Source organism: Amycolatopsis plumensis (assembly GCF_042652605.1).
Taxonomy (GTDB): domain Bacteria; phylum Actinomycetota; class Actinomycetes; order Mycobacteriales; family Pseudonocardiaceae; genus Amycolatopsis; species Amycolatopsis plumensis.
In genome coordinates, this window is sequence record NZ_JBHSJY010000001.1 from 1312966 (window position 1) to 1330325 (window position 17360).

The window sequence follows — 17360 nt, forward strand, 5'->3', positions numbered from 1 at the left end:
TCACATCCGGAAGACGCCGTAGTTGACCTCGGACAGCGGCGCGTTGGCCGCGGCCGAGAGGGCGAGGCCGAGCACCGTGCGGGTGTCCGCCGGGTCGATGACGCCGTCGTCCCACAGCCGCGCGGTGGAGTAGTACGGGCTGCCCTGCGCCTCGTACTGCTCGCGGATCGGGTCCTTGAACGCCTCTTCGTCCTCTGTGGACCACTCGCCGCCGCGGGCCTCGATCGAGTCGCGGCGGACCGTCGACAGCACCGAGGCCGCCTGCTCGCCGCCCATCACCGAGATCCGCGCGTTCGGCCACATCCACAGGAACCGCGGCGAGTACGCCCGGCCGCACATCGAGTAGTTGCCCGCCCCGAACGAGCCGCCGATCACGACGGTCAACTTCGGCACCCGCGCGCACGCCACCGCGGTGACCATCTTCGCGCCGTGCTTGGCGATGCCGCCGGCCTCGTACGCGCGCCCGACCATGAAGCCGGTGATGTTCTGCAGGAACAGCAGCGGGATCGAGCGCTTGTCGCACAGCTCGATGAAGTGCGCGCCCTTCATCGCCGACTCGGCGAAGAGCACGCCGTTGTTCGCGATGATGCCGACCGGGTGGCCGTGGATCCGGGCGAAGCCGGTCACCAGCGTCGACCCGTACTCCTTCTTGAACTCGGCGAACCGGCTGCCGTCGACGATCCGGGCGATCACCTCGCGTACGTCATACGGCACGCGCGGGTCGGTCGGCACGACGCCGTACAGCTCGGCCGGGTCCACCGCGGGCTCCTCGGTCGGCCGGACGTCCCACGGCCGCGGGGCGCGCGGACCCAAAGTCGACACGATCGAGCGAACGATCCGCAGCGCGTGGGCGTCGTCGTCGGCCAGGTGGTCGGTGACGCCGGACTGGCGGGCGTGGACGTCGCCGCCGCCCAGCTCCTCGGCCGTCACGACCTCACCGGTCGCCGCCTTCACCAGCGGCGGGCCGCCGAGGAAGATCGTGCCCTGGTTCCGGACGATCACGGCTTCGTCGCTCATCGCCGGGACGTACGCGCCGCCGGCGGTGCAGGAGCCGAGCACGGCGGCGATCTGCGGGATGCCGCGCGCGGACATCGTCGCCTGGTTGTAGAAGATCCGGCCGAAGTGTTCACGATCCGGGAAGACCTCGTCCTGCCGGGGCAGGAACGCGCCGCCGGAGTCCACCAGGTAGACGCACGGCAGGTTGTTGTGCAGCGCGACCTCCTGGGCGCGCAGGTGCTTCTTCACCGTCATCGGGTAGTAGGTGCCGCCCTTGACGGTGGCGTCGTTGGCGACGACCACGCACTCCCGGCCCGAAACGCGCCCGACGCCGGTGATGATGCCGGCCGAGGGTGCCTCGTCGTCGTAGAGCCCGTTCGCCGCCAGCGGGGACAGTTCGAGGAACGGCGAACCCGGGTCGAGCAGCGTGTCGACGCGGTCGCGGGGCAGCAGCTTGCCGCGTTCGACGTGCCGGGTGCGAGCCTTCTCCGGGCCGCCCAGCCGGGCGCTCGCCAAGCGTTTGCGGAGGTCTTCCACCAGCTCCGCGTGGGAGGTGGCGTTGCGGGCGTAGGCCTCGCTGTCCGGGGCAGCCGTAGTCCCCAGTGCCGGCGTGTCCATGGGCTCCCTCGAAGTTAGCGGTCGTTAACCTCTGCCTCGATGTTAGCGACCGCTAACGTGGGTGTCCAGTCGCCGGCGCGCGGAAGGGGTCACCCCGGCGGACCGGGGTGACCCGCACGGATCCGGCTCAGCCGATCGCCGCCTGCAGCGGGGCGTAGTAGCCGCCCGACTGCCCGGCGACGGTCGGGTGGTAGGACTCGATCACCGGCCAGGTCAGGCTGTGCAGGTAATCGCCGGCCGACGAGCAGATGTTGTGCCCGACGAACGACGGCCGCACGTCGACGAAGGTCGCGCCCGCCGAGCCGGCCCGCGACTGGATCACCGACGCGAGCGCGTCGGCGCCCGAGTTGATCGCCGTGCGCTTGGTGTCGCTCAACCCGACCCAGCAGGAGCCGGGCACGGTGTAGAAGCGCGGGTAGGACAGGACGACGAGCCGGGCGCCCGGCGCCTTGGCCTTGATCGCGTTGTAGGTGTTGGTCAGCAGCGCCGGCAACGTGTTGTTCACGTACGTCTTGGCGGTGTCGACCCGGTTCACGCAGTCGGAGTCACTGCCCAGGGTGCAGGTGGTGATCACGTCGCTGAACCCGGCGTCGTTCCCGCCGACGGTCACCGTGACGAGCGTGGCCGACGAGGGGATCGAGTTCGCCTGGTTGATCACGTCCCCGGTCTTCGCCCCCGAGCAGGCGAGGAACGTGAACGAGGTGCCGCTGTGGGCGTTGGCCCACAGTTGCGGGTAGGCCTTGGAGCTGCGGTAACAGCTCCCGGAACTGCCGTAGCTGCCGGCCCCGACCCCGGAGGAGTAGGAGTCGCCGAGCGCGGCGTAGACGGTCCCGGCGGCGTGGGCGAGGCCCGTGACGCCGAGAGTGGCAAGGACGACGGCCCCCAGGGCCGTGCTCAACCGTAGGAGGGATCGCCGGAAATTACGGGTGGGAACAGCCATGGGTCACTCCTTTGTGACAGGGCCGACCCAAATAGGACAGCAGGTGGAAGGCTGGCAAGGAACCCCTCGTTACCGGTAGGTACCCACTCGGCCCACACCGGAAGTGTGAAACGTCGGCGATCGGCTGACTGCCGTTCCCCGCGACGCAAGATTCACCCCGCGCCCTTGACACGGTGACCGCGATCGCTAACCTCGTCTGGGAGCGCTCCCAGAACGACGTTTCGCTCAAAGGAGAGCAGATGACGCAGCTGAGAAAGGCGTTCGGCCTGCTGGCCGCGGCCGTGGTGACCGCGAGCGGCCTGGTCGCCTTCGGCGCGACCGGCCAGGTCGCGGCGGCGGCCGGCGGTACGGGCACCGGGTACCTGCACACCAGCGGCAACAAGATCCTGGACAGCACGGGGGCGACGGTCCGGCTGACCGGCATCAACTGGTTCGGGATGGAGACCGACAACAGAACCTTCCACGGCCTGTGGTCCAGCCGCACCTGGCGCCAGCAGCTCGACCAGATGGCGCAGCTGGGCTACAACACCCTGCGCGTGCCGTTCTCCGACGACGCGCTGAAACCCGGCGCCACGGCCACCGGGATCAACGACTACACCAACCCCGACCTGATCGGGCTGTCCCCGCTGCAGATCCTCGACAAGGTGATCGGCTACGCGGGGACGAAGGGGATGCGCGTCATCCTCGACCGGCACCGGCCGACCAGCGCGGGGCAGACCGCGCTCTGGTACACCGCCGGCGTCCCGGAAAGCACCTGGATCAACGACTGGAAGACGCTCGCCCAGCACTACGCGGGCAACACCACGGTCATCGGCGCGGACCTGCACAACGAGCCGCACGCCGAGGGCACCAACCCGGCCGCGACCGGCGCGTGCTGGGGCTGCGGCGACACCGCCCGCGACTGGCGGCTGGCCGCCGAGCGCGCCGGCAACGCGATTCTCGGCGTGCAGCCGAACTGGCTGATCTTCGTCGAGGGCGTGAGCTGCCCCAGCGGCGGCCTGTCGAACGTGTGGGACGGCGACCCGTCCAACGACGAGGACTGCGGCTGGTGGGGCGGGAACCTGTCGAAGGCGGGCGAGTTCCCGGTGCGCCTGTCCGTGCCCGGCCGGCTGGTGTACTCCCCGCACGAGTACGCCACCTCGGTCTACAACCAGCCGTGGTTCAGCGCCCCCGACTACCCGGCGAACCTGACCGCGATCTGGGACCACTACTGGGGTTACCTGTACAAGCAGAACATCGCGCCGCTGATGATGGGCGAGTTCGGCACCACGCTGGCGAACCCGGTCGACAAGGTGTGGCTGGAAAAGCTGATGGCCTACACCGGCACGGGCGTCAACGGCATTTCGTTCACCTACTGGTCGTGGAACCCCAACTCCGGGGACACCGGCGGCATCCTCAACGACGACTGGACCACGGTCAACCAGGCGAAGCAGAGCATCCTCCAGCCCTACCTCATCCCGCCCGCCGGCGGCGGCACCGACCCGACGTCGACCACCCCGACGACCACGACGAGCGGCGGCGGCACCGGCGGGTGCACGACGGCGTGGAAACTGGACAATTCCTGGCAGGGCGGATTCCAGGGCACGCTGACCGTCACCAACACCGCGACGAGCGCCGCCAATCCGTGGACGGTCGTGTTCACCCTGCCCGCCGGGGCCACCGTCGCCAGCGGCTGGAACGGCACCTTCACCCAGTCGGGCACCACGGTGACGGTGAGCGCGCCGTCCTACAGCCCGTCCCTGGGCGCGGGAGCGGCGGTGTCGCTCGGTTTCACCGCCAACGGCCCGTCGGGCGCGCCTTCGGCCGTCAAGCTGGGCGCGGCGGCCTGCACCGCGTGACCGGCCCCTGGCTGCGGTGCACTGAGGGCACCGCAGCCAGGGCCGGGGCGCGGTGACGTTAGCGCTCGCTAACCTGCCGCTCTAAACTGACCGGATGCCGGCCAACCCCACCCCTCTCGTGAACGGCGAGAAGGCGAGCAGGCGCGAACAGATCCTGTCCGCGGCCGCCGAGCTGTTCGCCCATCACGGCTTCCACGGTGTCGGCATCGACGACATCGGCGCCGCGGTCGGCATCTCCGGGCCGGGGCTCTACCGGCACTTCCGCAGCAAGGACGCGATCCTCGGCGAGATGCTGAACTCGATCAGCCGCTACCTGCTCGACGGCGGCACGGCGCGGGCCGCCCGGCCGGGCGAGCCCGACGACACGCTGACCGGCCTGGTGCGCTTCCACGTCGATTTCGCGCTCGCGCACCCGGCGTTGATCACCGTTCAAGAGCGCAACCTCGCCAACCTCACCGACGCCGACCGCAAGCAGGTGCGCGCGCTCCAGCGCCAGTACGTCGAAGTGTGGGTGCGGGTGATCCGCGAAGCCGTGCCGGACCTGGGAGAACGGCAGGCGCGGTCGGCGGCACACGCCGTGTTCGGACTGATCAACTCGACCCCGTACAACCGCCATCTCGGTGACGACGAACTCGCCGAACTGCTCTGCCGGCTCGCGCTGGGTGCCCTTCGCGCGGCCGGATGACCCTCGGCGGATCAAGGTATCCCCACGAGCGCCGTGGTGGTGTTTGATGGGGCACGTGGACCCCGATTGGAGCGAGCAGGAGCGCCGGCTCGTCGAGAAGGCTCAGCGCGCGTTGACCGCGCTGAGCCTCGGCGACGACGCCGAAGCGCTGGGCGAGGTCGCCCCGTCGGCCGCCGAGCCGCAGGCCCGCGCGGACGAGACGAAGGCCCTCATGCTGCTGCTCTTCGGCGAGTGCAGCGCGATGGTCTCCACGCTCGGCGACGGCGGCAGCGCGCCGGTGAAGGTCCAGGTGTTCGACGAGGACGGCGAAGAGGTCTCGATCGACCAAGCCGACCCGCCGGTGCGGACCGCGGTCCGGACGCTGCTCGCGGAGGTCCACGGCAACACCGAAGCCGCGCAGGAGCAGGTCGAGATCGCCCTCGCCAACGCGGCCCCGGACGAGGTCGACAGCCTCGTCCTGCAGGCGCTGCGCTGGACCATCCGGCTGTCGGTGGAGTGCCTGGACCGCGACCTCCCGGTAGCCCCCTGGATCTCCGAGGCCGTCTCCGACTAGAGGCCGAGCAACTGCTTCACCAGGGCCGCGATCTGGCCGGTTTCGATGAGGAACGAGTCGTGCCCGTACGGCGACGTCACCACCGACGGCTCCGGCGCGCCCGGGATGCCCGCCGCGATCTCCGCCGACTGGTACAGCGGGTAGAGCCGGTCGCTGTCGACGCCGGCGATCACCGCCCGCGCCGTCACCCGGCCCAGTGCGGCCGCCACGCCGCCGCGGCCGCGGCCGATGTCGTGGGTGTTCATCGACTCCGTCAGCACCAGGTAGCTGTTGGCGTCGAAGCGGCGCGCCAGCTTGGCCGCGTGGTGGTCCAAATAGGACTCGACGGCGAACCGGCCGCCGCGCAGCGGATCTTCGCCCTCCTGCGGCGAACGGCCGAACCGCTCGGCCAGCTCCGGCTCGCTGCGGTAGGTGACGTGCGCGATCCGCCGGGCGATGCCGAGCCCGCGAACCGGCCCGTCCACGGCCGAGTAGTAGTCGCCGCCGTGGAAGAACGGGTCACTGCGGATCGCGTGCAGCTGCGGTGCGGCCCAGGCGATCTGCTCGGCCGACGCCCGCGCGGTCGACGCCAGGACCAGCACCGACGCCACCCGCGAGGGCAGCGTCACCGCCCACTCCAGCGCCCGCATCCCGCCCATCGACCCGCCGACGACGGCCGCCCAGCGCGCCACCCCCAGCGCGTCCGCCAGCGCCGCTTCGGCCGCGACCTGGTCCCGCACCGTCACCACCGGGAACCGGCTGCCCCACGGCCGCCCATCGGGTGAAAGCGACGACGGCCCGGTCGAGCCCTGGCAGCCGCCCAGCACGTTCGGGACCACGACGAAGAACTCGTTCGTGTCCACCGCCTTGCCCGGCCCGATCAGCCCGTCCCACCAGCCCGCGCTCGGGTGCCCCGGTCCGGCGGGCCCGGCCGCGTGGCTGTCGCCGGTCAGCGCGTGCTCGACGAGGATCGCGTTGGACGCGTCGGAGTTCAGCGTCCCCCACGTCTCGTAGGCGAGCGTGAACGAAGGCAGCACGCCACCGGCCTCGAGCGCGAGCGCGCCCGGGCCGGTGACGAACTTCCGGCGGCCCGGCGGGTCACCGACCCGCCAGGCGCCGGTCACCGTCACAGTTCCGCCTTGGCCGCCCGGAATCCGGCCTCGAGGTCGGCCTTGAGGTCCTCGATGCCCTCCAGCCCGACGGCCAGCCGGACCAGCCCCGGCGTGACACCGCTGGAGAGCTGCTCCTCCGGGTTCAGCTGGCTGTGCGTGGTCGACGCCGGGTGCACGATCAGGCTGCGGACGTCACCGATGTTCACCAGCTGGCTGTGCAGCTCGGTGCCGTCGACGAACTTCCGGCCCGCCTCCACGCCGCCGCGCAGGTCGAACGACAGGACCGCGCCCGCGCCGCGCGGCAGGTACTTCTGCGCGTTGGCGTGGTGCGGGCTCGACGGCAGGCCGGCGTAGTACACCTTTTCGACCTCGTCGCGCTGCTCCAGCCACTCGGCCAGCGCCTGCGCGTTCGAGACGTGCCGCTCGAGGCGCAGCGACAGCGTCTCGATGCCCTGCAGGATGAGGAAGCTGTTCAGCGGCGAGATCGCCGCGCCGGTGTCCCGCAGGATCTGGACGCGCGCCTTCGCCGCGTACGCGCCCGGGCCGAGCGCCTCCCAGTACTTGAGGCCGTGGTAGCTGGGGTCCGGCTCGTTGAAGCCCGGGAACTTCTCGGGGTTCTTGCCGAAGTCGAACGTGCCGCCGTCGACCAGCACGCCGGCCACCGTGGTCCCGTGGCCGCCGAGGTACTTCGTCGCGGAGTGCACGACGACGTCGGCGCCGTGCTCGATCGGGCGCAGCAGGTACGGCGTCGGCACGGTGTTGTCGACGACGAGCGGGACGCCGGCCTCGTGCGCGACGTCGGCGACACCGCGGATGTCGAGGACGTTGCTGCCCGGGTTGGCCAGCGTCTCGGCGAAGAACAGCTTCGTGTTCGGCCGGACGGCGGCGCGCCACTGCTCCAGGTCGTCCTGGTCCTCGATGAAGGTGACCTCGACGCCGAGCTTCGGCAGCGTGTAGTGGAAGAGGTTGTAGGTCCCGCCGTAGAGCGACGGGCTCGAGACGAAGTGGTCGCCCGCGCCCGCGAGGTTCAGGATCGCCGCCGTGGTCGCGGCCGAGCCGGACGCGAACGCCAGCGCCGCGACCCCGCCTTCGAGGGCGGCGAGCCGCTGCTCCAGCACGTCCTGGGTGGGGTTCATGATCCGCGTGTAGATGTTGCCGGGCTCGGCGAGGCTGAACAGGTCGGCGCCGTGCTGGCTGTCCCGGAAGACGTACGACGTCGTCTGGTAGATCGGCGTCGCTCGTGCCCCGGTGGCCGGGTCCGGCGCGGCGCCCGCGTGGATCTGCTTGGTCTCGAAGGACCACGCCGAAGTCTCGGTCATCGGTTTCTCCTTGCGGCTCAAGGGTTCGCGGAAGGGCTGCCGGGACGAAGCTACTTGCGCCGAACGGCCTACCCAACCCGTCCCAGCTCCTGGGAGCCGACTTGCCTTGCCAACCAAGTCTCTCTGTGTCTAAGATATCTACAAGGGAGATTCACAGGCAGGGAGATAGTTGTGGCGGAGCGGGTGCAGGTGCTGGTCGTGGGGGCCGGGCTGGGCGGGCTGTCGGCGTCGCTGTTCCTGGCGCAGGCCGGGGTGGACGTGCTGGCCGTCGAGCGGCACGCGGGGACGTCGGTCCATTCGCGCGCCGCCGGGCAGAGCTGGCGGACCATGGAGTTGTTCCACTGGGCGGGAATCGACCGCGAAGTGCTCGCGGCGAGCCCGCGGGCGTCGCAGGGGCTGCGGATCACCGTCGCGACCAGCCTGGCCGGCCGGGTGCTGCACCGGCTCGTCCAGGACGGCAGCGAGTTCGACGTCTCGGCGTCGACGACCCTGCCCGCGGGCATGGCGGGCCAGGACGTCGTGGAGCCGATCCTGCTGGCGCACGCGGAAAAGGCGGGCGCGCGGGTGCGGTTCCGGACCGAGCTGACCGGCCTGGAACCGGACGACGACGGCGTCACCGCGACGCTGCGCCACCGGGATTCCGGCGAGGAAACCGTGGTGCGCGCGGACTACGTCGTGGCCGCCGACGGCGGGCGCAGCGGGATCCGGCAGCGGCTGGGCATCGGGACCACGGGGATGGACGCGCTGAGCCACTGCCTCGGCGTGGTGTTCGACGCGGACCTCGGCGACCGCGTCCAGTCCGGCGTGTCCGACCTGTTCTACCTGCAGCACCCGGACTTCACCGCCGGGTTCGTCAACACGGACGTGCCGAACCGGTACGTGTTCGCGCCGGACTACTTCCCCGAGCGCGGCGAACGCCCGGCCGACTTCACCCACGACCGGCTGGTCGCGATGATCCGCGCCGCCACCGACCTGCCGGACCTGGAGCCGGAGATCGTCTGGACGGGCTCGTGGGAGGTCGCCGCGCGGCTCGCCGACCGGTTCCGCGCCGGGCGCGTGTTCCTGGTCGGCGACGCGGCGAAGGTGACCCCGCCGACCGGCGGGATGGGCGGCAACACGGCGGTCGGCGACGCCGCGGACATCGCGTGGAAGCTCGCCGCGGTGCTGCGCGGCGAAGCGGGCCCGGCGCTGCTCGACACCTACGAAGCCGAGCGGCGGCCGATCGCGCGGATGGTCATCGACACGTCGCTGCACAACATGAAGCAGCGCATGCACCCCGATCTCGACGTCTCCGGGCTGACGAAGGCCGAGGACCAGCTGGCGATCACGCTCGGCTTCCGCTACCGCTCGACGGCGGTCCTCTCGGAGGAGCCGGACGACGGCGAGCGCGTCGAGGACGTCCAGGCGCCGACCGGACGGCCCGGCTTCCGGGCGCCCGGCCTGAAGTCCACTGTGGACCTGCTCGGGCATTCGTGGGTGCTGCTGTGCGCGGGCGACGGTTCGCGGTGGCGGCCCGCCGCGGCGGACATCGCGGCGGAGCTGGGCGTCCGCCTCGACTGCCACGTGGTCGAGGACGACGTTTTCGCGGCACGCTACGGGCTTTCGGAAGGCGGCGCTTCGCTGGTGCGTCCCGACGGGATCGTCGCGTGGCGATCCCGCGAGCCGGCCGAGGACCCGGCCGGCGAGCTGTGGCGGGTCCTGACGGCGGTGCTCTCGCGCTAGTCACCGCTCAGCGCCTGCCGAGCGCCCAGTGTTCATCTGGGGCTTCGCCCCAGGCCGGGGGCTTCGCCACCCGGAACACCCTAAACCCAAAGTGGAAGGTCGCCGGGCCCTCCGGCTCCTCTTCGCGCGGCACGTGCAGCACCGAGTAGAACGTCGTCACGGCCGCGAAACTGCCGTCCGGAAAGGACAGTCCGGTCATGTCGCCGCGCCGGAACCGCGCGCCGGGGACGTTCCGCCGCGCCAGTGCCAGTTGTGCCTCGGAGAGGTCGACGCCGAGGACGTCGTGCCGTTCGGCGAGCGCCGCGGTGCTCGGCACCCCGGCGCCGCAGCCGAGGTCGAGCACCGGGGCGCCGTCGTCGAGGCGGCCGGTCAGCTCCGCGGCGAACCGCCGCCGCGGATCGTCCGGGATCCGCGCGCTCCACTCGAGGTACCGCTGGGCGATCCGGTCGTAACCGCTTTCCACGACCCGCCGGGCTTCACTCACCGCACCGACCCTACCGAGCCGTCCACGGGTTTCTCGGCGAGAATGCTCGGGTGGTTTCGGTGCGCAGCGTGGTCGACCGGGTGGGGCCGACGCTGCTGCACGCGCTCCAGGTGCCCGAAGACTCGCCCGCGGTCGCCGACGTCGTCATCGCCGAGCCCGGCGGCACCCTCACCCTGTCCGCGGGCGACCTGGTGCTCGGGGTCGCCACGACCGGCCCCGAAGATGCCGCCGAGCTGGTGAAGCAGAGCGCCGCGCAGGGCGCCGCCGCCGTGCTGCTCAAGCCGCCGCTGGCCGCGAAACCGGCGGTGAAGCGGGCCGCGAAGGCCAGCGGGATCGCGCTGATCCAGGTGCACGCGGCGACGTCGTGGGCGCAGCTGGTCTGGCTGCTGCGGACCGTCCTCGACGCCCTCGCCGACGAGTCCGAGGACCTCGACCCCGGTTCCGGTGACCTCTTCCGGCTGGCCGACGCCGTCGCGAGCGTCGTCGACGCGCCGGTGACCATCGAGGACACCAACTCGCGCGTGCTCGCCTACTCCGCGCGCCAGGACCTGACCGACCCCGCGCGCGTCGCCACGATCATGGGGCGGCGCATCCCCGACGACGTGCTCGCGCGGTTCCGGTCGCGCGGGGTGTTCCGCGAGCTGTCCCGCGGCCGGCAGACGATCTTCGTCCCGGCCCAGCGCGACGGCACGCTGCCGCGGCTGATCGTGCCGATCCGGATGGGCGGCGAGCTGCTCGGGTCGATGTGGGCGGTGGTCGCCGGGCCGGTGTCGGACGAGCGCGCGGCCGCCTTCGCCGACGCCGCCCCGGTCGTCGCGCTGCACCTGCTGCGGCGCCGCGCGCACACCGACGCGCAGCGCCGCGCGTCCGCCGAGCTGCTGCGCGCGGTGCTCGAAGGCAACGCGAACCCGCGCAAGGCGATGGCGGAGCTGGACCTGTCCGACGAGCCGCACCGGGTGGTCGTCATCGAGGTCACCGGCGGCGACGGCCGGGACGCCGAAGGGCTGCGGCTCGCCCTGCTCGAGCGGATTTCGCAGGGCATCGGCAGCCGCCCGGTGGCGACCGAGCTCGGCGGGCTGCTCTACGCCGTGGTGCCGGACCGCCCCGGGCCGGGCGGCTGGGCCGAGCTGCGGCAGGCACTGGCCGCGCAACCGGCGTCCCGGCGCGGCGGGGCCCCGCGCGCGGCGGCGGGCTCCCCCGGCGGGATCGGCGACCTCTCGGCGTCGCGCGCGCAGGCCGACGAAGCCCTCGGCCTGCTGCGCGCCGAAATCCTCACCGAGCGCGTGATCGCCTTCGACGAGGCCTGGACGGCGCTGACGCTGCACCGCGGCGCGACGGCGGCGTCCGCGGCGCGCGTCGCCGAGCTCGGCCCGCTGCGCACCCTGCGCGCGCACGACGAAACGGGCAAGGCCGGCTACGTCGAAACGCTTTACGAATGGCTGCGGCACCCGGGCGACCCGCGAGCGGCGGCGCGGGAGCTGCGGATCCACCCGAACACCCTGCGGTACCGGATGCGGAAGCTCCTGGAGCTGGTGCCGCTGGACCTCGACGACCCCGACGTCCGGCTGGCGCTGCTGACCCAGCTCGTCGCCTTGCGCTGGAGCTGATGGGCCATTCGGCCCAACGGAGGACTCATGCGTTAGGCCGCATGGATCGCGCCGATGGTACGGATTGTCTTTTCCAGCCGAAAGATGGTGGATAACGAAGATCGCGTGCCGCATTTTCTCCTCACCACCCCGGGTAGCCGGGTCGTTGCCAGAGGAGTTCCTCCATGAGCAGTTCGGAGCGGTTCGCTAAGGCCATCAAGCTGGGTGCGGTGTCCGCGCTCTCCCTGGTCGCCCTGGTCGTCCCGGCCGCAGGAGCCGGAAGCGCCGTCGCGGCGCCGAGCGGCGACTGCTTCACCCCCACCACGCCGCGGACCGCAGCAAGGACGGCCACGCCGACACGGTGTCCCCGGCCGAGGCGGCCCGCATCGAGGCGGACATGCAGAGCAAGCTGGCCGGCAAGCGCACGGCGCTGTCCGCCCAGGCGGCCGCGGTGTCGATCCCGGTGTACTTCCACGTGATCACCAGCGGCTCGGCCGGCAACCTGCCGTCGACGACGATCAGCAAGCAGATCTCGGTCCTGAACAGCGCCTACGCGTCGAGCGGCTTCAGCTTCTCGCTGGTCAGCACCGACTACACGAACAACTCGACCTGGTACAACGGCATCACCGACGGCACCTCGGCCGAGCGCAACATGAAGAACGCGCTGCGCAAGGGCGGCGCGAACGCGCTGAACATCTACACGGCCAAACTCGGCGACGACCTGCTCGGCTGGGCGACGTTCCCGTCCAACTACAAGTCGCAGCCGAAGCTGGACGGCGTGGTCATCCTCGACGAGTCCCTCCCGGGCCGCTCGGCGACGAACTACAACGAGGGCGACACGGCAACGCACGAGGTCGGCCACTGGATGGGCGTGTACCACACGTTCCAGGGCGGCTGCTCCGGTTCGGGCGACTACGTGTCGGACACCCCGGCCGAAGCCACGGCGACGTCGGGCTGCCCGGCGAGCAAGGACACCTGCTCGTCGGCGGGCGTGGACCCGGTGCACAACTTCATGGACTACAGCTACGACAGCTGCATGTACGAGTTCACCGCGGGGCAGACCTCGCGGATGAAGAGCGCGTGGTCGGCGTACCGCGCCTGAGTTGTCCGTCTTCCCGCGGCGGAACCCGTGAAGGCCTTCTCTCTCTTGAGGGGGCCTTCACGGCTTTCCGCTGCGTGGTGACTCGCTGTCGTCTTAGGGTCTGCTTCCGCTCGGTGGACCTGCCGATTTGGGGTTTCCCGACCACGGCAGGCCCGCCCCCAGGACGGGCCTGCCGCCGCACTCGCCCCCCGGTCACGCCCAGCCCGCCCCGCGACGACGATCCCCATCCGCATTCCCGAGCCAAGGCCCTTTCCCGCTGCACCGACCACGGCCACCCGCCCCGCCGACGGCGACCCTCGTCCACATTCCCGGGCCGAGGCTCTTCCCCATCCGCTGCACCGACCACGGCCAGCCCGCCCGCGACGGCGCCCCTCGTTCGCATTCCCGAGCCGAGGCCCCTCCCCATCCGCTGCACCGACCACGGCCAGCCCGCCCGCGACCGCGACCCTCGTCCACATTCCCGAGCCGAGGCCCCTCCCCATCCGACTGCGCCGACCCGGCTGTCCCGGCCGCCCCGGCTGTCCACAAACTCCGCCGCCTGTGGACAACCGCGACCCCAGCCCCTCGAATCGGCAGAACCGTCGGCACCGGGCGATAGACTGAGCGGGGCTCGTCCCCCAGGGATGGGTGGGGCGCGATGTCAGGCCCGGCCGCCCGGAAAACCCGCCTCGTAGCTCAGGTCCTTCATCACCAGCCGCGAAGGCCGCAGGTGAATCCAGACCGCCTCGACATCCCCGTGCAGGTACTCACGAAACCGCGGATCCCACCGCCCCTCATCACCCCCCAGGTACCGCACCAGCTTCCGCCGCCCCCGCGCCACGTCGAAGGGCCGCAGCTCCGCCTCCCCACGAGCCAGCACCTGCACGACTTCCCCGGTGGCGAGCTCGCACACATCCACCGTCAAGGCGATCCGCGGCCGCGCGCGAACGAGCCCCGGCAAGCGGGACCACGGCCCGCTGAGGATCCAGAACGCGCCGTCCTCCCACAGGTACCAGGTGGGCCGGACCGTCGGCCCGTCCGTCGCCACCCGCGCCGTGAGGGGGCGGGCCAGGAAGGCGTCGATCATACGACCAGCAACGTCTTCCCCACCGTCGCGCGCGACTCGATCGCCGCGTGGGCGTCCGCCGCCTTCTCCAGCGGGAAACGCTGGCCGATCACCGGCACCAGGCTCCCCGAAGCGGCCGCGGCCAGCGCGGACTCCGTGAACGACCGCATCTGCGCCGGTGACCCGATCGAGCGCACGAGCGAGACCCCGCGGGCCGCAGCGTCCTCTTCGGACACTTCGGCCCACGAACCCCCGGCCAGCCCGTACACCGCCATCCGCCCGCCCGGGCGCAGCAGCCCGAACGCCGCCGTGCCGATCGGCCCGCCCACGCCGTCGAACACGACGTCCACCGGGTCCACCGAAGCCGTCCAGTCCGGCCGCAGGTAATCGACCACCGCGTCCGCCCCCAGCACGCGTGCCACCTTCGCCGGCCCGCCCGCCGCGCCGATCACCGTGGCTCCCGCCGCCTTCGCCAGCTGGACCAGGAGGCCGCCGACGCCACCCGCCGCCGCCTCGACCAGGACTCGATCGCCCGGGCGCACGCTGGTCGCATGCACCAAGCCGGTCGCCGTCCGGCCGTCCGCGAGGAGCGCCACCGCCGCGTCGAGCGCCAGCGCGGGCGGCACCTCGAACACCGCCGCCGCGTCCACCGCGACGCGCTCGGCGTACCCGCCCGAGCCGCCCGTCGACGTGACCACCCGCTGCCCGGCCAGCCCCGGGTCCACCCCGGTGCCGACCGCGCTGATCACGCCGCCGACGCCGTTGCCCGGGATCACCGGCAGCGCCGCCCGGAACGGCCCCGGCGCCCCCGCCCGGAACTGCGTCTCGACGAACGTGGTGTTCGCGAACGCCACCTCGACCAGCACCTGCCCCGGCCCGGGCACCGGGTCCGGCGCCTCCCCCGGGATGAGGACTTCCGGACCACCGAACTCTCTCAACCACACCGCTCGCATGCCCCAACGCTGCAACTTCAAGTGAAGTCGAGGTCAAGGGCCTTGTCCGGACAGCACCACGAATACCGCTCAGAACTGTCCGGACAGCACGATGACACCGCCGTCCGGGTGGTTCACCGTGAGTGGCAACACCGCACCGATTCCGGACGCAGACCGACCCAGGAGGCCGACCGTGCGTATCGCCGTTCCCCGTGAGATCAAGAAGCACGAATACCGGGTCGCGCTGACCCCGGCCGGGGTGCACGAGCTGGCCGGCCGCGGGCACGACGTCTTCGTCGAGACCGGCGCCGGGGTGGGTTCGTCCATCACCGACGAGGAGTACGTCGCCGCCGGCGCGAAGATCCTCGCCACCGCCGACGAGACCTGGGCCGAGGGCGAGCTCGTCCTCAAGGTCAAGGAACCCATCGCCGAGGAGTACGGCCGGCTCCGGCGCGACCAGGTCCTCTTCACCTACCTGCACATCGCCGCCGACCGGCCGCTGACCGACGCGCTGCTCGCCGCGGGCACCACCGCGATCGCCTACGAGACGGTGCAGACCGCGAACGGCGCCCTCCCGCTGCTCGCCCCGATGTCCGAGGTCGCGGGCCGGCTGGCCCCGCAGGTCGGCGCGTTCTCGCTGATGAAGCCCAGCGGTGGCCGCGGGGTGCTGCCCGGCGGCATCCCCGGCGTGCACCCGGCCCGCGTGGTCGTCATCGGCGGCGGTGTCGCGGGCTTGAACGCCGCCCGCGTCGCGCTCGGCCTCGGCTCCGACGTCGAGATCCTGGACACCAACGTCGACCGCCTCCGCCAGATCGACAACGACTTCGGCGGCCGCATCCGCACGGTGACGTCGAACCGGCTCTCGGTCGAGGAGTCCGTGCTGCAGGCCGACCTGGTCATCGGCGCGGTGCTCGTGCCCGGCGCGAAGGCGCCGAAGCTGGTCTCGAACGACCTGGTCGCCCGCATGAAGCCGGGCAGCGTGCTCGTCGACATCGCGATCGACCAGGGCGGCTGCTTCGCCGACTCGCGCCCGACCACGCACGACGAGCCGACCTATACCGTGCACGAGTCGGTCTTCTACTGCGTCGCGAACATGCCGGGCGCGGTGCCCCGGACCTCGACCTACGGCCTCACGAACGTCACCCTGCCGTATGCGGTCCAGCTGGCCGAGCACGGCTGGAAGGCCGCGCTGCAGGCCGACGCCGCGCTGGCCAAGGGCCTCAACACGCACGACGGCGCCCTCACGAACGGCCCGGTCGCGGTGGCCCACGACCTGCCGCACACGCCGCTGGACACCGTCCTCGCCTGAGCTATTCCGCCCGAGCGGGCTCCTGTCGCACCGCGGCAGGGGCCCGCTCCCCTTTCTCCAGCAGCCGCCGCCCGAAGGCGATCGACGGCAGCTCCACCCACCGCCGCAGCCCGCAGGCGAAGAGCAGCGCGACGCCGGAGGTCGCGACGGCCTTGCCCAGTCCGGTCGGCAGGACCAGGCCGGTCACGCCCGCCGCTCCGGTCTGAGCCAGGTAGAGCGCGTACGACCGGTCACCGACGAACTTCAGCGGACGGCTCGAGAGCACCCGCCGGACCGGACCCTGCGCGAGCACCGCCACGAGCAGCAGCGCGGACCCCGCCGCGTAGACGGGGACGACGAACTGCCAGTGCCCGCCGAACCGCTGCCCGAGCGGCTTGACCGACAGCTGCAGCACGCCGAATCCGAGCGCCACCAGCACCGCCGCGGCCGGGCTGGTCAGCGGCCGGAACACGGCGAACCCGCGCGGGTGGTGCAGCGCCAGCCCGAGCAGGCAGCCGACGACCAGCGAGCAGTAGTGCACGCTGAGCTCGGCCCACCGCTGCGACGGCGCGAGCGGCAACGCTCCGAAGAGGACACCGGTCACCACACCCCCGGCGAGCAGCAGGCGCAGCGCGGTCCGGCCGGTGCGGGCGAACGACGTCAGCACGAGCAGGGCGGGCCAGACGAGGTAGAACTTCTCCTCCACGCCCAGCGACCACGACGTCGGGTACGGCGTGTTGTAGTCCACGAGCTCGTTGCCGAAGACCAGGTAGAACGGCATCGCGTCGGCGAGCCGGCTGCTCCGGTAAGCCCCGGCGAGCGTGACGGCCAGCGCCGTCAGGCCCAGCAGCAGGAAGTACACCGGCATGATCCGGAAGACGCGACGGACGTAGAAGCCACGCAGCGAAACCCGGCCGGCGGAGTCCTCTTCGCGCAGCGCCAGCGTGGTGATCAGGAAGCCGGACAGCACGAAGAACAGCTGGACGGCGATCCAGCCCTGCAGGCGGTCGACGACCGGGCCGCCGTAATGGAAGAACACGACGGCCAGCGCGGCGAGCGCACGCACGCCGGTCAGGCCGGGAAACCACGACGAGGCCCGGTATCCGGCGTGGTCGAGAGGCTGCCAGGAGATCTTCATGCCCGCAGCGTCGATCTTGGTCG

The 17360-nt window shown here is 71.8% G+C and carries 16 protein-coding genes; 7 read left to right on the plus strand and 9 right to left on the minus strand.

What is annotated here, in order from left to right:
* Together ACFPLC_RS05880 and ACFPLC_RS05885 are read right to left on the minus strand one after the other, a co-directional pair.
* The gene (locus tag ACFPLC_RS05880; RefSeq protein WP_378188917.1) at positions 1-1614 is read right to left on the minus strand and encodes a carboxyl transferase domain-containing protein; all 1614 of its coding nucleotides are present in this window, start codon (positions 1612-1614) and stop codon (positions 1-3) included.
* A 127-nt stretch (positions 1615-1741) separates the two neighbouring features.
* The gene (locus ACFPLC_RS05885; protein ID WP_378235725.1) at positions 1742-2554 is read right to left on the minus strand and encodes an SGNH/GDSL hydrolase family protein; all 813 of its coding nucleotides are present in this window, start codon (positions 2552-2554) and stop codon (positions 1742-1744) included.
* A 239-nt stretch (positions 2555-2793) separates the two neighbouring features.
* Between ACFPLC_RS05885 and ACFPLC_RS05890 the strand changes: the two genes are divergently transcribed.
* From ACFPLC_RS05890 to ACFPLC_RS05900, 3 genes are all read left to right on the plus strand, one after another.
* Positions 2794-4392, plus strand: coding sequence for a cellulase family glycosylhydrolase (locus tag ACFPLC_RS05890; protein WP_378188921.1), 1599 nt, complete (start codon positions 2794-2796; stop codon positions 4390-4392).
* 94 nt (positions 4393-4486) lie between these two features.
* The gene (locus ACFPLC_RS05895) at positions 4487-5077 is read left to right on the plus strand and encodes an SACE_7040 family transcriptional regulator (RefSeq protein WP_191312841.1); all 591 of its coding nucleotides are present in this window, start codon (positions 4487-4489) and stop codon (positions 5075-5077) included.
* A gap of 46 nt (positions 5078-5123) precedes the next feature.
* Positions 5124-5630 (plus strand): hypothetical protein, encoded by a 507-nt coding sequence (locus ACFPLC_RS05900; protein WP_013229665.1) that lies wholly within the window; start codon positions 5124-5126, stop codon positions 5628-5630.
* Here the strand turns inward: ACFPLC_RS05900 and metX are convergent.
* Together metX and ACFPLC_RS05910 are read right to left on the minus strand one after the other, a co-directional pair.
* Positions 5627-6739 (minus strand): homoserine O-acetyltransferase MetX, encoded by a 1113-nt coding sequence (metX, locus tag ACFPLC_RS05905; RefSeq protein WP_378188922.1) that lies wholly within the window; start codon positions 6737-6739, stop codon positions 5627-5629. The two genes, ACFPLC_RS05900 and metX, sit on opposite strands and share 4 nt — an antisense overlap.
* Positions 6736-8040, minus strand: a complete 1305-nt coding sequence (locus tag ACFPLC_RS05910) for a bifunctional o-acetylhomoserine/o-acetylserine sulfhydrylase (protein ID WP_378188925.1) — start codon at positions 8038-8040, stop codon at positions 6736-6738. The genes metX and ACFPLC_RS05910 overlap by 4 nt, the downstream gene beginning before the upstream one ends.
* A 171-nt stretch (positions 8041-8211) precedes the next feature.
* Between ACFPLC_RS05910 and rdmE the strand changes: the two genes are divergently transcribed.
* Complete coding sequence (rdmE, locus tag ACFPLC_RS05915; protein ID WP_378188926.1) at positions 8212-9762, plus strand: aklavinone 12-hydroxylase RdmE; 1551 nt, start codon at positions 8212-8214, stop codon at positions 9760-9762.
* 7 nt (positions 9763-9769) lie between these two features.
* On the opposite strand, the gene ACFPLC_RS05920 is transcribed toward rdmE, so the two are convergent.
* The gene (locus ACFPLC_RS05920; protein WP_378188927.1) at positions 9770-10246 is read right to left on the minus strand and encodes a class I SAM-dependent methyltransferase; all 477 of its coding nucleotides are present in this window, start codon (positions 10244-10246) and stop codon (positions 9770-9772) included.
* 50 nt (positions 10247-10296) lie between these two features.
* Here ACFPLC_RS05920 and ACFPLC_RS05925 point away from each other — a divergent pair, with 50 nt between their 5' ends.
* Positions 10297-11853, plus strand: coding sequence for a PucR family transcriptional regulator (locus tag ACFPLC_RS05925; protein ID WP_378188928.1), 1557 nt, complete (start codon positions 10297-10299; stop codon positions 11851-11853).
* 121 nt (positions 11854-11974) lie between these two features.
* Here ACFPLC_RS05925 and ACFPLC_RS05930 read toward each other — a convergent pair whose 3' ends face one another.
* On the minus strand, positions 11975-12184 hold the full coding sequence (locus ACFPLC_RS05930) for a hypothetical protein (RefSeq protein ID WP_378188929.1): 210 nt from the start codon (positions 12182-12184) through the stop codon (positions 11975-11977).
* A gap of 9 nt (positions 12185-12193) precedes the next feature.
* On the opposite strand from ACFPLC_RS05930, the gene ACFPLC_RS05935 reads away from it, so the two are divergent.
* On the plus strand, positions 12194-12934 hold the full coding sequence (locus ACFPLC_RS05935) for a zinc metalloprotease (RefSeq protein WP_378188930.1): 741 nt from the start codon (positions 12194-12196) through the stop codon (positions 12932-12934).
* Between the two features lie 640 nt (positions 12935-13574).
* On the opposite strand, the gene ACFPLC_RS05940 is transcribed toward ACFPLC_RS05935, so the two are convergent.
* Complete coding sequence (locus tag ACFPLC_RS05940; protein WP_378188931.1) at positions 13575-14000, minus strand: pyridoxamine 5'-phosphate oxidase family protein; 426 nt, start codon at positions 13998-14000, stop codon at positions 13575-13577.
* Positions 13997-14932 carry a zinc-binding dehydrogenase gene (locus ACFPLC_RS05945; protein WP_378188932.1) on the minus strand — a complete coding sequence of 312 codons (936 nt, stop codon included), beginning with the start codon at positions 14930-14932 and terminating at the stop codon, positions 13997-13999. Before ACFPLC_RS05945 ends, ACFPLC_RS05940 begins: the two co-directional genes overlap by 4 nt.
* Positions 14933-15104: 172 nt before the next feature.
* On the opposite strand from ACFPLC_RS05945, the gene ald reads away from it, so the two are divergent.
* On the plus strand, positions 15105-16220 hold the full coding sequence (ald, locus tag ACFPLC_RS05950) for an alanine dehydrogenase (protein WP_191315161.1): 1116 nt from the start codon (positions 15105-15107) through the stop codon (positions 16218-16220).
* Position 16221: 1 nt separating this feature from the next.
* On the opposite strand, the gene ACFPLC_RS05955 is transcribed toward ald, so the two are convergent.
* A complete protein-coding gene (locus tag ACFPLC_RS05955) occupies positions 16222-17337 on the minus strand; it encodes an acyltransferase family protein (RefSeq protein ID WP_378188933.1) in 1116 nt (371 codons plus the stop codon).
* Positions 17338-17360 lie beyond the last annotated feature (23 nt).